General features: G+C 71.0%; 13 protein-coding genes and 1 pseudogene. 3 read left to right on the top strand and 11 right to left on the bottom strand.

Features of this window, described 5'->3' with window-relative positions; all coding sequences use genetic code 11:
* The 8 genes from BLW76_RS01615 to BLW76_RS01580 all read right to left on the bottom strand — a co-directional run bounded on the left by BLW76_RS01615 (position 1) and on the right by BLW76_RS01580 (position 9,569).
* Complete coding sequence (locus tag BLW76_RS01615) at positions 1–1,047, bottom strand: glucose 1-dehydrogenase (RefSeq protein ID WP_091304081.1); 1,047 nt, start codon at positions 1,045–1,047, stop codon at positions 1–3.
* 154 nt (positions 1,048–1,201) lie between these two features.
* Positions 1,202–2,656, bottom strand: coding sequence for an RICIN domain-containing protein (locus BLW76_RS01610; RefSeq protein ID WP_091304080.1), 1,455 nt, complete (start codon positions 2,654–2,656; stop codon positions 1,202–1,204).
* 176 nt (positions 2,657–2,832) lie between these two features.
* Positions 2,833–3,492 (bottom strand): lytic polysaccharide monooxygenase auxiliary activity family 9 protein, encoded by a 660-nt coding sequence (locus BLW76_RS01605; protein WP_091304079.1) that lies wholly within the window; start codon positions 3,490–3,492, stop codon positions 2,833–2,835.
* Positions 3,493–3,679: 187 nt separating this feature from the next.
* Entirely contained in the window at positions 3,680–4,321 is a 642-nt protein-coding gene (locus BLW76_RS01600) for a hypothetical protein (protein WP_091304078.1), read from the bottom strand.
* Positions 4,318–5,298: a phosphotransferase gene (locus BLW76_RS01595; RefSeq protein ID WP_091304077.1), complete on the bottom strand. Its 981-nt coding sequence runs from the start codon at positions 5,296–5,298 to the stop codon at positions 4,318–4,320. The genes BLW76_RS01600 and BLW76_RS01595 overlap by 4 nt, the downstream gene beginning before the upstream one ends.
* Positions 5,295–5,921: a vWA domain-containing protein gene (locus BLW76_RS01590; protein ID WP_091304076.1), complete on the bottom strand. Its 627-nt coding sequence runs from the start codon at positions 5,919–5,921 to the stop codon at positions 5,295–5,297. Before BLW76_RS01590 ends, BLW76_RS01595 begins: the two co-directional genes overlap by 4 nt.
* A gap of 10 nt (positions 5,922–5,931) precedes the next feature.
* A complete protein-coding gene (locus BLW76_RS01585) occupies positions 5,932–7,224 on the bottom strand; it encodes a hypothetical protein (protein WP_091304075.1) in 1,293 nt (430 codons plus the stop codon).
* Positions 7,225–7,391: 167 nt separating this feature from the next.
* Positions 7,392–9,569: a choice-of-anchor P family protein gene (locus tag BLW76_RS01580; protein ID WP_143060524.1), complete on the bottom strand. Its 2,178-nt coding sequence runs from the start codon at positions 9,567–9,569 to the stop codon at positions 7,392–7,394.
* A 239-nt stretch (positions 9,570–9,808) separates the two neighbouring features.
* Here BLW76_RS01580 and BLW76_RS01575 point away from each other — a divergent pair, with 239 nt between their 5' ends.
* Positions 9,809–10,381: a hypothetical protein gene (locus tag BLW76_RS01575; protein ID WP_091304073.1), complete on the top strand. Its 573-nt coding sequence runs from the start codon at positions 9,809–9,811 to the stop codon at positions 10,379–10,381.
* Between the two features lie 57 nt (positions 10,382–10,438).
* Here the strand turns inward: BLW76_RS01575 and BLW76_RS01570 are convergent, their stop codons facing one another.
* A complete protein-coding gene (locus tag BLW76_RS01570; protein WP_091304072.1) occupies positions 10,439–11,332 on the bottom strand; it encodes a TIGR03619 family F420-dependent LLM class oxidoreductase in 894 nt (297 codons plus the stop codon).
* A gap of 251 nt (positions 11,333–11,583) precedes the next feature.
* Here BLW76_RS01570 and BLW76_RS01565 point away from each other — a divergent pair, with 251 nt between their 5' ends.
* Entirely contained in the window at positions 11,584–11,958 is a 375-nt protein-coding gene (locus BLW76_RS01565) for an STAS domain-containing protein (protein ID WP_091304071.1), read from the top strand.
* A 172-nt stretch (positions 11,959–12,130) separates the two neighbouring features.
* Positions 12,131–13,656, top strand: a pseudogene (locus BLW76_RS01560) (amidase).
* Between the two features lie 202 nt (positions 13,657–13,858).
* Here the strand turns inward: BLW76_RS01560 and BLW76_RS50745 are convergent.
* Together BLW76_RS50745 and BLW76_RS01550 are read right to left on the bottom strand one after the other, a co-directional pair.
* Complete coding sequence (locus BLW76_RS50745; RefSeq protein ID WP_425265998.1) at positions 13,859–14,158, bottom strand: HIT domain-containing protein; 300 nt, start codon at positions 14,156–14,158, stop codon at positions 13,859–13,861.
* Positions 14,159–14,297: 139 nt separating this feature from the next.
* Positions 14,298–14,663 carry a hypothetical protein gene (locus BLW76_RS01550; protein ID WP_091304069.1) on the bottom strand — a complete coding sequence of 122 codons (366 nt, stop codon included), beginning with the start codon at positions 14,661–14,663 and terminating at the stop codon, positions 14,298–14,300.
* Positions 14,664–14,938: the final 275 nt, after the last annotated feature.

Below are 14,938 nucleotides of genomic sequence, written 5' to 3'. Positions count from 1 at the left end.
TCACCGCTCGAGGTCGAGGACGACCTTGACGTCGGCGTCGCCCGCCTCGAAGGCGTCCGCGGCCCGGCTCAGGGGCACCCGCCGGGTGACGAGCCCGCCCAGCCAGTCCAGGTCCGCGCGGCCGAGTGCGTCGGCGGCCGCGCGGTAGTGGCGGTGGTTGGCGTTCACCGAGCCGATGACGACGTCGTTTTCGAGGACGAGCTCGCGGTTGATGCTCCCCGCGTCCACGGTGAGGTGCCGTCCGGTGGGGGAGACGCCGGTGAGGCAGACGATCCCGTACGCGCCGGTCCCCGCCATCGCGTCGAACACCAGCGAACCGACGCCGGTGGCCTCCAGGACGATGTCGGGTTCGAGTGACGGCAGCACCTTCTCGACCGGCTCGGCGTGGTAGGTCGCCCCGAGCGCCTCGGCGAGCCGGGGCTTGGGCCCGTCGGCGACGCGGTCGAGGACGTGGACGTCGAGGCCGCGCTGGACGCCCAGCAGCGCCCCGAGCAGCCCGATCGGGCCCGCGCCGGTCACCAGCACCCGCTTCGGTTCGAACCACGCGCGTTCGCCGACGCGCTGGATCTGCTCCCACGCCTTCGCGACCACCGTCGTGGGCTCCATCAGCATGCCGACGTCCCGCAGGCGCGGGTCGAGGCGCACCGCGTAGTCCGCTTCGACGGTCCACAGCTCGCTGCCGTAGCCGTCGATCTCCTTGATGCCGCGCTCGGTGTAGCGGCCGTTGCGGCACATGTCGAACTCGCCGGCCGCGCACGCGCCGCACGGCACCGGGTCGGGCCGCCGGACGATCCCGGCGACGAGGTCGCCCGCCGCGAAGTCGCCGGCCGGCTCGATCACCTGACCGAGTGACTCGTGGCCCAGCACCAGCCGGTCCCGGCCCGGTGGTGCCCAGCCGTACTCGCCGCGGGCGATCTCCTTGTCCGTGCCGCACACGCCCAGCGCGAGGCCCCGCACGAGCAGCTCGCCGTGCGCCGGGTGCGGGTCGGGCACGGTGCCGACCCGCAGGGACCCCCGCTGTTCCGGCACCACGGTCAGTGCTCGCATGCTCCGCTCCTTCCCGCGACGGCGTGCTCGATCACGGGTTGACGCCCGTGCGCTCCGCAAAACATGCGTGCGCGGGGCAATGAGCGGGCAAATGCGACGTTGTGGCGCAGAAAGCGCGGGCGGGGCCCCGGACCGGAGCCCCGCCCGGCGCGGTTCAGCCTGCCGCGACGATGCGCCACCGCTGGTTGGCGCTGGCACTGGTGCCGTACTGGCCGAGGTCGGCGCCGCTGCTCGTGCGGCCCATGCCGTCGAGGTACAGGCCGGTGCCGCCGTTGCGGATGCGGACGTTGTTCGCGTCGGTCACGACCAACCACTGCTGGTTGCCACTGGTGCTGCTCGCGTACTGCGTCACCGCGGCGCCGTTGGTGGTGCGGCCCCCACCGTCGAGGTAGAGGCCGGTGGCGCGGTTCTTGATGCGCACGCGGTTGCCGGAGTTCTCGACGACCCACTGCTGGTCGTACCGGCCCGGGTCGCCGCTCGCCTGGCCGGCCGTGGCGCCACTGGCCGTCCGGCCCAGTCCGTCGAGGTACAGGCCGGTGGCGGCGTTGACGATCCGGACGTACGTGCCGCCGCCGCTGCCGGAGCCCCACGCGTACCGCAGCCGGGCCAGCCCGCTGGGGTTCGACAGCGACAGCTTGATGCCCGCGCCCGTGCCGGTCTTGGTCGTCATGCTGTACCAGTCGCCGTCGCGCAGGCCCGGCCAGTAGACGCTGCCCACGCCGAGGCTGCGCATCTTCGCGCTGACGCCCCGGACGTAGTCGGCGAAGAACGAGCCGCTCGGGATGTTGTAGTCGATGGTGTCGTACTGCACGCCGTTCTTGCTGCCGGGCGACATCGGGCCGCCCCACTCGGTGACGACCGTCCGGTCGGCGTACGCGCCGATGTAGCCACCGAGGTGGTCGGCCCACTCGTTTTCGCTTTCGTAGCCGGCGAAGAACGAGTAGTCGTGGGCCGCCAGCAGGGTCCCGTCGAGCCGCCGGTCGCCGCCGACCGCGGGCACGTTCTGGGCCAGGCCGGCGCCGTCGAGGATCACCCGGCCGCGCGGCACGCCCGGGTACCGGGCCAGCCAGCCGTTGTAGAAGTTGTTCAGGTCGGCGGTGCCGAAGCCGTGCGGCTCGTTGATGACCTCGAAGTAGGCGTTCGGGTTGCTGCCGTACTTGGCGACGATCGTGTCCCACATCTGCTGGAACTTCGCGGTGTCCGGTGGCTTGCCGCCGGTGTAGGCCCAGTAGGCGAGGATCACCTTGCCCTTGGTGAGCGCGGTGTCGATCGCCCCGGTGTAGGTGCCCCAGTACTGGGCGACCGTCGGCTCGTTGACCGGCATCCGGACGGTGTCGGCCCCGGTGATCGAGTACAGCTGCCCGACCACCTGGTTCGCCGTGGTGGCGGCGGAGGCGTAGGTGTCGGAGGCGCCGAGCCCGGACACGTACAGCACGCCGTTGACGAAGTTGTCGCGCGCGTCGGCCCAGTTGACGCCCTTGAAGCCGGCCGTGGACGCCTGGGCCTGCTGCGGGCCGGCGGTCAGCAGCCCGCCGGCGAGCGCCGTCAGCGCCAGCAGCCTGGCCGCCCGGGACAGCGCCCTGCGGAGCACGGAATGGGTGGGTCTCATCGGCTCGGTCCTCCCGGATCCCTTGCGCAGCCGGAATGGTCGAGACACTGGGTAACACCCGGCCCCGGGGAGCGGCCAGGCTTTCGAAGCAAAACGATCGCGATCGGTCAGGAAAGAACACGGCCGGCCGCATTGAACAGCGACGTCCTGTTCAATGCGACCCGGCCGTGAATGCGTCAGCCGAAGTTCACGTCACTGCACCACATGTACGTCTGGTCGAGGTGCGAAGCCTGCCAGATGGTGAAGATGACGTGGTGGCCGCGGTAGCCGGAGGTCTGGACGTTGAACGTGATGTCCTTCGCCGGGGCGTAGCGGCCGGTCTGGGTGATGAAGTCCAGGTTGCCCCAGCCGAGGCGCTGGGTGGCGGGGTTGAACCCGTTCTTGCTGACGTAGACGCGGAAGTAGTCGGCACCGTGGCTCGCCTGGTCGTACAGGTGCATCGAGAAGTTCGCGCCGATGCTGGTGGTCCGCCACTGGCCGGGGGTGTTCAGGGAGTTGTTGCGCGCCAGGCCGTTGCTGCAGAGCTGCCCGTCGGGCGTCGACCCCTGGAAGTTGCCCTTCAGCCCGTCCCGCAGCGCGCTCATCCAGTTCCACATGGTGTCGGCGTTGGCCTGGAAAGCCTGCCAGCACATGGGATCCTGCTGCTGCATGGCCGGGTTGGTGTGCTGGCTGCCCCAGTCCTTCCAGCACTGGTAGGCGCGGGTCGCGGGACCGACGATGGTGCCGTGCGCCGAGGCGGCAGGCACCCCGACGAACAGGCAGGACAGCCCGGCGATGACGAGGGCGATCAGGCTGCGTCGTGCGGTACCGGACCCGGAGAAACTGCGCCTGCGCATGGATGATCCTCCATTCTCGGAAGAACGAGCGTGGGTGGGTTCATGTGGGAGCGCTCCCAGGGTGGCAGCAGCTTAACCCCGATCCGGACATACTTCAACCAAACACCGGAAAGGCATTGTGGTTATTTCCCGCCGGTTTCGAAAAGAACGGGATTCGCGCCGAAACTTTCGGAACCGGGCCGCCTGTTCAGCAGGACGAAGAAACCGTCACGTTCTGGTCGGACACGCGGATCACGCGGCCGCCCGCGACGAAGAGCGAGGTGCCCGCGTTTCCGCCCAGCCGCAGCACACAGCCGGCCGCCGGCGCCGGTTTCGCCGGGTCGGCCGGCGACAGCCGGACTTCCGGCGCCCTGATCACCGACGTGCCGAGCAGGCCGAAGTCCACCGGACGGCCGGCCAGCGCGTCGCCGGCAAACCGGTCGCCCAGCCGGAAAGGCAGGATCAGCAGGAAAACCACCACGAATCCGGTCAGCGCGCCGGCCAGGCCGCGGAGCAGGTGGCGGCCGGGCAGCGACAGGTGCACCTCCGCCAGTGACCGCACGCCGGTGCCGATGGAGAGGGTGACCCAGGTCGGCTGCGCCGACGCCGCCCGGTTCTGCAGCCACCGGACCGCGAGGAACGCGGCCAGCGCTACCAGGCCGACCAGGAACGCCCGGGCGACCAGCCAGGAGAACGTGATCCCGGCGTCTTCGGGATCGACACCGAGTGCACCGTAGAAGCGGGCCATCAAGATCCAGCCGAAGGCGTAGGACAGGCCGGCCACACCCGTGGTGATCTGCGCCGCCTGCGCCGCCCATTCCGAGATCCCGGCCAGTTTCGACGTGCTCATACGAACCTCGCCAGGACGAAGATCGCCAGGAGGGCGCCGAGCAGCAGCCCGCCGGCGAAGATCCACCGGTCCGCCGTCCGCACCGCGGCCGGGTCGCCGACCGGCGCCGGTTCCACCACGGTGCCGGTGGTCTGGGCCGACGCCTTGTCCAGGCCGCGCGCCCACTCGGTCAGCGACGGCCGGGACGCCGCGGGCCCGGACGCCCGGACGACCAGCTCGGTGAGCGCGGCGGGAAGCCGCTCGGGCGGCAGGGGATCGTTCGGGTACCAGTGGGGCGAGATCAGCACGCGAGGTACCAGGAGACCGAGGACGTACGACGTCGACGCCCGGTCCGGCCGCGAGACCTCGCCGGCGAGCACGCGGGGGTCCGTCCAGTCGACCGTGGTGTAGAGCGGCGAGGAGCTGTCGCCGCCGAGCGGCCGCAGCGAGTCGCAGTCGAGCACGAACACCTCGGCCGGGCCGAGTTTCCACAGGAGGTTGTGCGAGGCGAGGTCCTCGTGCACGAAGCCGTGGTCGTCCAGCCACGACAGCACGTCCAGCAGAGCGCGGAGGAGATCGACCTTGTCGCGATCGGTGGCCCGCGGCACGCCGAGCTTTTCGGACCGCTTTTCGTACAGCAGGAAGTTGAAGTCGCGGACCCGTGTCCGGCCCGAGGGCAGGGTGAACTGGAAGTCGGCCGCGGCGCGCACGACCAGCGCCCCGACGGCCTGGCCGTCCTCGCCCACCGTCGCGACCGGCCAGGCCAGCGTGTGCCGGACCCGCTCGAGGGTCTTCGCGTCCCAGCCGGCGTGGGTGCCGACCAGCTCGTCCAGCTCCCCGGCGTCGCGCGGCCGGCTGTACTTCTTGTACAGCAGCGTCTTCCGCGGGCCGGCGATCGAGAAGACGGTCGACGCGCCACCGCGGGCCAGTTGATCGCCGATGCCGACTTCGGCTTCCGCGATGCGGGGCGGTACGGGCGGCCAGGCTTCGTCGTTCACGCGAAGTCCTGCCGACCGCCTGTGTTCCTGTTGCCGATCGCCCGGGAGGTCACGAGTTCGTCGGTGTAGGCCATCAGGTCGGCCAGGATCTGCTTGGCCAGTGGCTGGTCCGGCGAATCGCCGAGCATCCGGATGCCGGAGATCCGCACGGAATCGAGGATCTCCCGCGCCTGGGACTGCTCCACCCCCACGGTGATGAGGATGATGCGGGGATGGGCTTGCCGGTAGAAGTGGTCGAACGCTTCTCGCCAGCCGCGGTCCGCGGGGACCCCGTCGGTCACCAGCAGCACCAGCGGCCGATCGAACAACATCCCGGCGGCCAGGTGGGTGGCCGAGTCGGCGCTGGTCAGCCGGGCGAGCAACTGGAAGGCGGGCCCGAAACGGGTTTCCCGTCCGGGCGACAGGGCAGGGAACTCGGCCAGCTCGGTCAGGTCGGAAAGCGGGAGGACGCATCGGGCGTGTTCGGCGAAGGTCACCAGGCTGACCCGCACCCGGTCGCCCAGGACCGGCGATTCCAGGAGTTCGTCGGCCAGCGCGGTGAGCACGTTCCGGACCTCGACCAGACGCCCGGCCATCGATCGCGAAGTGTTCACCACCAGGTACATCGGCATGATCCGGTGCATTCCGCACTCCTCACTTCTCCGGCTTGGATCCGGAGAGCAATCCGGTGACGCTCCGGACGAGGTCGGCGCGTTCACGCAGGGCGGGGTCCACGACCATGAGCAGCGTGACGAACGCCCACAGCACAGCGAAGAGCGTAGCCGTGGCGCCCACCGGACTGGGGAGCTGCACGCCGAAGCGGTGGATGAGCCAGAGCACGCCGATCGGGAGCGCCCCGATCACCAGCGCGCGCAGGAAGACGACGACCGCCCGCACCCTGTGCCACTTCGTGGCGGGTGAATCCGGTAGCTCGTCGTAGGTGCCGTCGAGGACGGTCGTCATCAGCTCGACGACGAAGCTGCGCAACGCGGCCTGCGTGTCGGCCTTCGGCAGCGCCACCCAAAGAGCCTTCTCTCGCACGGCCTCCGCCGCCGACCGGATCCGGCCGCGGAACACGCGCCGGTGCCGGGCGTCCGGGAGGTCGACGTCCCGGCCCAAGCCCTCGATGCAGGTGGCCACGGACCGCAGCTGCGCGGCCGACGGCAGCCGCCGTTCGCCGGGTGCGCGGTCGACCAGCTGCGCCAGCGCGAGTGCGAGGGAAAAGAGAGCCAGCTCGGCCGGCCCCTCGCGGCCGGCGTACCTGCCGAACAGACTCGAGGCGCACGAGCCGGCGAAGGCCAAGAGGGCGAAGAAGAAGATCGGCAGGAGACACGAGCCGAGCAGGAGCAGCAGGCCGAGGGGCCGCGACCACTCGACGGAGGTGTCTCCCACCGAAATGGTCCACGACCCGCCGAGGGTCAGGGTGGCTGCCTCGCCACCGGCGATGAGCGCCAGGGTGAAGAGGGTCGCGGCGCGGTCGGCACGGGTTTCCTCGACGCCGGCGGACGAGATGATCACGGTGGCGAAGACCATCACCAGCTCGCCGGCGAGCAGGACCCGGCCGAGATTCCCCGGACCCCACAGACACAGGGGCGCCACGACGGCTGAAACCACGAAGACTGCCGCCAGCACCGCGGGTACGGCCTCGTCGAAAAGGTCGAGGTGCGACTTCAGCCGGGCTCCGCGCCCGCACCACCGGGCGTACCGCCCGAGCAAGGCGGAGCGTTCGTCGCCGGGCGCGGCCCCGATGCGGGATCCGGCGGCGAACAGGGGCCGCACGGCGAGCGCCGACCTCAGCTCCCCCGCGAAGTGCCGCCGGCACACCCAACGCAGCCGGCGTGCGGCCGGGTCCCACCGCACCTGCACGGGGAACGAGTCCGGCGCGGGTTCGCCTTCCACCCGGCGCAGCGTCTCGGTCATCCGCCGGTGTGCGTCTTCGGTCAGCAAGCCACAACCCTTCGAGGACCCGTCACCGCGGGGAGTCGTCGAACGGGTCAGCCCGCGTTACACCCCCACGGGTCCCGGCCTGGTGCTCACCGAAGCGTCGTCCTACGCCCACCAGGGACGGGCCGGGTGGCGCCCCTCGGACCGGACAGGTCCGAGGGGCGATCCGGCTACGTGCAGTGGTGCGACGCGCTCACCGCGGTGCCGACGGTGATGTCGACCAGGTTGCCCGTCAACCCCGGCTGCACGATGTGCACGGCGGTTTCGGCCAGCCCGAAGTCGCTGCCCGGCACCGGTTTCTGCTCGTTGACGACGATCCGGCCGCCGCCGGCGAGGGGGATCGTGCTGTTCGGCTGGGTCGGTACCGTCACCTGGACGCCGGCGATCTTCAGCGTCATCGTCGCCGAGCCGCTCGTCCCGGTGCAGGTGCTGGTGGACGTCGCGGTCAGCCCGGCGATGTCGATCACCGGCAGGCCCGGCAGTCCGACGTGGACGTCGTCGACGTGCACGGTGGACGTGATCGTGCCCGGCTTCAGGCTGGTCGTGACCTGCGGGCACAGCGCGCGGGCGTTGAGCACCAGGACGCCGAGCGACGCGGTGCACGGCGTGCTGGTCCGCGACGCCGTGGCCGTGCGGACCGGCCCGGTGTCCGGCGCCGGACCCAGTTTCAGCGGCAGGAGCGGCAGGTTCACCGCGGCCTCGAGCCCGACGGCCCGCCCGGTGTAGTACTGCAGCCGGGCCTGCGCCGCGTCGCTGGACGGCAGGTAGAACTCGTCGCCCGCGAAACTCGCCCCGACCGGCACGGTCGCGGTGTCGTTCAGCGGCTGGTCCGGCGACGCGATCTCGCACTGCGCGGCCCCGGCGGCGTCCGTCGTCGCGTCGCAGGCTTGCTGCGTCGCGCCCTGGCCCATGGTGAGGTGCACCGTGCGGCCCGCGAGCGGACCGGTGAGGCGCCCGTTCTCGGTCAGCACGGCGGCCAGGCGGGCGGGCTCGCCGTTGGCGATGTGCTTGGTGCCCGTGTAAGCCAGCTTCGTCGGTGCCTTGGTGATGGTGAAGGCCGCGCTCGTGCTGCTGGGGAAGAAGTCGGCCGTGCCCCCGTAGCTGACGCGCATCGTCGCCGCGCCCGGCGTGTCCGTGATGTCGATCGAGCAGGACGCGGTGCCGGACGGGCCCACCCCGGCGACGCAGCTGCCGCGGCCGAGGGTGAAGGTGACCAGGCCGGCGCCCACCGGCCTGCCTTCGCTGGTGACCTTCGCCGACGCGACGACGGAGTCGTGGTAGGCCGCGGTCGTCGGGCCGGTGTAGGCGACGCTGGTCGCTTTCCGGACCGGCGGCGGGGGCTCGGTCGGCGGGCCCAGTTCGAGCAGGGCGTAATACGGGTAGAACGACTCCGCGAGCCGTGCCGCGTTGGGCGTCCCGCTGTTCGCCGCTTCGATCTTCCGCCTGCAGTCGGGATCCAGGCGCGTTTCACAACGCCAGTAGAAACCCTGCGCGAACGGCACGGTGAGTTTGTACTGGCCGCTTTCCAGGTCCGTGCAGTCCTTCGCGCTGCGGTGCCAGTGGAACAGGATGTTGTGCCGGTGCGCGCCGTAGTTGGCGTACATGACCTGGCCCTGCGGAATGATGGCGTGGAAGGGCCGTTCGACGGTGTAGGTCATGTCGTGCGTGACGCCTTCGGTGACGGTGCCCGACGCCGTCGCCTTGAACTGCCCGACGGCGAATTCCGCGCCGACCGAGGCGGACGTCGTCGCCGTGATGTGCGTGCCGACGCCCGTCGTCACCTTCCAGTCCCACGGCCCGGCGATGCCTTCGGTGCTCTGCTGCGTGTCCTGGATCTTCGTCCAGTCGTCTTCGAGGATCTCGTCGACCACCATCGTCAGCGGGTCGGGGTCGCAGAGGCCTTCGGTCAGGTGCGTGTCCCAGAGCTGCGATTCCAGTCCGATCGGGGCGTAGGCGTGCACCCCGTGCTCGTCGAGGGCGGTCACGGCCAGCAGCGTCTTCCGGTTGCCGACGACGTGCTCGCCGCCGCCGCCCCACTGCTGGTACTCGCCGTTGTTGCAGATCAGGGTGTAGACGTCACCGGCGTTGTTGCTGTCGAGGCAGCGGCCGGTCTGCACGTTCACCAGCGTGTGGCCCACCGCCTGCCAGTGCTGGAAGTAGTTCCGCGCGCCGCACGGGTTGAGGTAGACGTTGCCGTTGTAGTCGCTGTCGAGGCAGTTGTGGTTTTCGCGGTTCACGATGGTGGCGACCACCGCGTCCCCGATCGCTTTGGTGCCGAAGTCGGCGGCCGCGGCCGGTTGCACCGTGAGTCCGGACAATGCCAGTAATGCGGCCATGACGATGGCCACGGAAAAGCGTTTCCGATGGAACAATTCCACTACCCCCTAGTGGCTGCTATTCAGTTAGCGCACGACAGAATGCGTGCTCGATCCCCCATGCGCCCCCTGCCGGGCCCCTCGTCCGGCCACACCAGGCAACGCGCGAGTGTGCCGGCGGTCAACTCCGTTTCGTCCGTTCAACCCGGATGGACCAGCGTCGCTGCCCCGTTCGGCTAGGCTGCCGGTGACGAGGACATCGGGAGGGGCCGATGACAGCAGCCGGGCCGAGCCGGCGGCGGTGGTTCGTGCGGGGCGCGGCGCTGGCCGCCGTGGTCCTCGTGACCGCGCTCGCGGTGGTCTCCCGGCCCTGGCTCGAAGCGTGGTGGCCGGGCCGGCACGAGGCGGCGACGCTGCCGGGCACCTGCCCGCGGCTGCCCGGCCTGCCCCCGGGAAGCCCGGCGCGCCTCACCGGCCCCGGCGACGTCCAGGGCGCCGACTGCGCCTGGGCCGGACCGCCCGAGGTCGAGGCGCGGTATTCGCTGTACCGGCGAACGGGAAACCAAAGCGGCACCGGGAAAGCCGAGCAGGAGGCGGCGTCCCGCGTCACCCGGTACGACGGGCCGTCCGCCGGGTACCGGCTCGGCGCGGACACGCCGGTGAGCGGGGTCGGCGACGAGGCGAGGATCAGCGCGCACGGCAGCCTGGTCGTGCTCGTCGCCCGGAAGTCCAATGTAGTCCTGGTGCTGGACCGCACGTCCGCGCCGGGCGAAGGAACGGACCAGGCGGAGGCCGCGATCACCGGTTACGCGCGGACGTTGCTGGACCTGGTCGAGCTTTCCTAGCGTTCTCCGGCGAACCGGGAGCCCTCCGTGGTCCGGGAAGGGCTCCCGCGCCGCGCGTCAGCCCTTGGCGGTCAGCTCCAGCAGCCGTCCGGTGAGGTCGAGGTGCTCGTCCACGCTGCTCGTCAGGTAGGTGAGGTCGACGAACGTGTGGTCCGGGGCGACGAGTTCCACGATCTTCGTGACCGACGCGGCGATGGTCTCCGCGTCCGTGCCCGGGGCGGCGTTCACCCGCAGGGCGACGCCGAGCGCCTGCGGGTCGCGGCCGGCCTGCTCGGCGTCGGCGCGGAGCTTCGCCAGCGTCGAGGTGATGACGTCCGCGGGGAACTGCTCGGGCACCGACCAGACCGGGAGCCAGCCGTCCGCCCGCTCGGCGACCCGGCGCAGCGACTTCTCGCCGAAGCCGGCCAGGTGGATCGGAGGCTTGCGCACCGGCTTCAGGGCGACGTGCGACTCGGCGATCGCGTAGCCGACGCCTTCGTGCGCCACGGTGTCCTTCGTCCACCACGACTCGAGGAGGTCGAGCAGGTCATCGAGCCGCTTGCCGCGCTCGGACATCGGCACGCCGACCGCCGCGTACTCGTCGGGCGACCAGCCGATGCCGAGGCCGGGCAGCAGCCTGCCGTTGCTCGCGACGTCGATGCTGGTCAGCAGCCGGGCGAAGTTCGCGGGCTGGTACTGCGTCGCGTTGATGGTGCTGGAGCCGAGGACCGCGGTCTCGGTGACGGCCGCGGCGATCGCCAGCGCGGTGAACGGGTCGTACGCGGTGTGGAACTCCTCGGGCATCGTGTCGTAACCCGGGTAGGACACCACCGGGGCGACCGGCGACAACAGCCGGTCACCGACCCAGAGGCCGCCCGCGCCCGCCCGCTCCGCCTCGCGCGCGTACCGCGCGATCCCGCCCGGGGTGGCCGCCGCCTTGCCGAACACCGGAAGGCTGAAACCAAGTGACATTGCTTCTCCCCTGAAGTGTGAACGGACCCTACTGGTCCTGATGCCACTACTACCCCCATCTAGTTGCTTGTTCAAGCATGTCGTGGGATCAGCCCGCACCTCGGGCGCGGATGTCCTATGCTGGGTGAAGCGGTCGAGACAACGGCCGGCACGAGATACCCCCGCGCTCGGGGCATCCGTTGTCGCGCGGCCCTCGCCGCGATCTCACTTCAGCGCTGTACCTAGGGTGTGGCCCAGGGAAGCAGGCCACCATGACCACCAGCCGGCACACGCTGTCCACGAGCCTCTCGCCCGTCGAACTGCCCGACGCCCTCCGGCTCACCACCCACCGGCCCGCACCGGGCACCGCGGTCGTCGAGGTCGCCGGCGACCTCGACCTCGCCACGGCCCCGCGATTGCGCGAGCTGATCACCGCCAGAGCGACCAGCACGCTCACCCACCTCGTGATCGACCTGTGCGGCGTGCGCTTCCTCAGCGCCACGGGCTTCGCGGCCGTCGAACACGGCTACCTGCTCGCCACCGAGCGGGGGATCGCCTGCACCGTCCGCGTCGACGCCACCGGCCGCGCGCTGCGCGTCATCCGCCTGCTGCCGCTGCGGTTCGCCGAAGCGCTCGAACCGGCCTGACCGGCGCCGTCCTTTTCGGACAGTGGCGGCCCGGCGGCTGCCTCCGGGGCCCGTTGGTGGCCCTGGATCGAAACCGGTGCTGGACATCCGCGAATTCGTGTGCCCCGCGCGGGATTGATTTGCCCGAAAAGAAATTTTGTGCCCCCATCGGCGTGCGGATAGCGTCGGATTCATGGAATGGAGTTTCAAAACCGCAGGAGAGCTGCTTTCCGCGATGCGGGCCGGCGCGGTGACATCGGCGGAACTGACCGACGAGGCGATCGCCCGCATCGAGCGTGACGACCCGTCGATCAACGCCATCTGCGTACCGGACTTCGACCGGGCGCGGGCCGCCGCGCGCCGCGCCGACGAGGCCCGCGCGCGGGGTGCGGACCGGCCGCTGCTCGGGGTTCCGGTGACGGTCAAGGAGTCCTACGACATGGCCGGGCTCCCCACGACGTGGGGCATGCCGCCGCACCGGGACCACGTGCCGGCCGGGGACGCGGTCCAGGTGACGCGGCTCAAGGCCGCGGGCGCGGTGGTGCTCGGCAAGACCAACGTGCCGCTGGGGCTGCAGGACATCCAGACGTTCAACGAGATCTACGGCACCACCGAGAACCCGTGGGCGCACGGTCGCACGCCGGGCGGGTCGTCCGGCGGATCGGCGGCGGCACTGGCAGCCGGGTTCGGCGCGCTGTCCATCGCCTCCGACATCGCCGGTTCGTTGCGCACTCCCGCGCATTTCTGCGGCGTCCACGCGCACAAGCCGACGCTGGGGCTGGCGGCCGGCCGCGGCATGGTCCCGCCGGCCGACCCGGCGTGGCCGGTCGAGCCGGACCTGGCCGTCGTCGGCCCGATGGCCCGCAGCGCCCGCGACCTGACGCTCCTGCTCGACGTCATGGCCGGGCCGGACCCGTTGACGTACGGCGTGGCGCACCGGTTGCAACTGCCACCCGCCCGCCGCGAGCGGCTCGGCGATTTCCGCGTCCTGGTCGTCGAGGAGCACCCGCTCATCCCGACGTCGTCGGCGGTGCGGGCGGGAGTGCACCGAGTGGCCACCGCACTCGCCGACGGCGGCGCCCGCGTCGCGCGGCACAGCCCGCTGCTGCCCGACCTGACCGAAGCGGCGACGCTGTACATGCAGCTGCTGATTTCGGGTTCGGTGGCCCGGTTCCCCATCGATTCGGACGAGCAGCTGCGCACCCAGGCGGCGGAACTGAGCGCGGAAGATCGAAGCCTGGACGCGGTCCGGCTGCGCGCCCTGCAGTTCAGCCACCGCGACTGGCTGGCGGCAGACCACGGCCGCGAACGCCACCGCCAAGGCTGGCGCCGGCTGTTCACCGAGTTCGACGCGGTGGTGTGCCCGATCACGCCGACCCCGGCGTTCCCCCACGACCACACCCCGAACCCGATGGAGCGGCGCATCGACATCGACGGCGCCTCGCACCCGTACTTCGACCAGCTCGTGTGGGCGGGTCTGGCGACGATGCCCGGCTTGCCGTCCACGGCGATCCCGGCGGGCCGCTCTCCGAGGGCCTGCCGGTCGGGGTGCAGCTCATCGGCCCGATGTACGAGGACCGCACCCCGCTGCGGCTGGCCGAACTGCTGGAGCAGGAGATCGGCGGCTTTCAGGCACCGGGTGGCGCGATGACGACGTCTTTCGCGCTCTCCGCCGGTCCTGCGAGTTCTGGATCCGCGTGTGCCGCGACTGGTTCGTGAACGTCCCGATCGCCGGGGAACACGCCCTCCGGCTGCTCCCCGGGCTGGCCCCGGCGGGCCGCTCGAGGACCGCGATCCGTACACGTACGTCAAGACCACCAACGACTACGGAACGGCCTGGTTCTACTACGCGGTCGAGACGCCGGAGCGAGTGCCCCAGGCCCGCGATCACGACGCGATGGCGTCCCTGATCGCTCCCGCGTCACGGTCGAGAAGCGACCGCTCGCGGCCGGCGGCTCGGCCTTGAGGGTCCAGCCGTCCCCGGCGTGGCGGGGATGACGTGCAGGTGGAAGTGGAAGACGGTCTGGAACGCGACCTCGCCGTCGCAGACGAGGACGTTGATTCCCGCGCAGCGCAGGCGTGAACGGCGCAACGCCCGCGCCATGTCGTGCCCGACCGACCAGACGTGCCTGCCGTGGCGTCGTCGAGGTCCTCGAGGCCGACGGCGTGCCCGCGGGGCACGACGAGGAGGTGGCCGGGGCGTCACGGGGTGCAAGTCCATGAAGACGACGACGGTCTCGTCCTCGTGCACCACGCTGGCCTCGGCCCGGCGCGCCACGATGGCACAGAAAACGCACTCCCGCGCTGCCGCGTTCTGTGCCATACGTGCCATGGTCCCAGCGCACCAGGACCACGGCAATTCAATTGCCGAGCCACTTCTCCACGTACGGCTGGAACAGATTCAGCAACACCGGCAGCGCGACGGAGAACAGCACCGGGATGCGCGCGAAGCTCCCCAGCCGCATCGGCCGGATCCGTGCCTTGCGGTAGCGCTGCACGCGCGCTTCGAGCTCGTCCAGTTCTCTCGTCGAGGCGCCTTCCGCCTCGGCCTCGGCGATCGCGATGTGGCGCTCCCGGGCGGCGGTTTCGATCCTGCGGATGCCGAGCCACGGCAGGCCGACGTAGATCCACAGCAGGATGAACCAGAACGCGGCCGGGATCCACCCGCCGCCGCCGAGGCCGAGGACGACGGCCAGCCCGGAGACCATGATCCCGTACAGGGCCATGGAGAGCCACACACTGCGGAAGATCTGCCGGGACCGGATCCCAGCCGTAGTGGCCGTCCGGGTTGATCCAGTTGGCGTCGAGCTGCACCAGGCGGGGCAGCGCGGCCGCGATGCGCGCGATGCTCACCCCGACGTGCGTCTGGGCGAGGATCATGTAGATGGCGAGTGCCGTCAGCAGGAAGTACGTGATCGCCCCGATGGGGTGATCGATGCCCGCCCACCAGTGCGCGTACGCGTCGCGCCGCCACTGCTCCCGCGCCCGCGCTGCCGTCGGT

This window comes from Amycolatopsis tolypomycina (assembly GCF_900105945.1).
GTDB lineage: Bacteria > Actinomycetota > Actinomycetes > Mycobacteriales > Pseudonocardiaceae > Amycolatopsis > Amycolatopsis tolypomycina.
The sequence above is the reverse complement of the archived record's forward strand: the minus strand, read 5'-3'. Positions and strand labels throughout refer to the sequence as shown.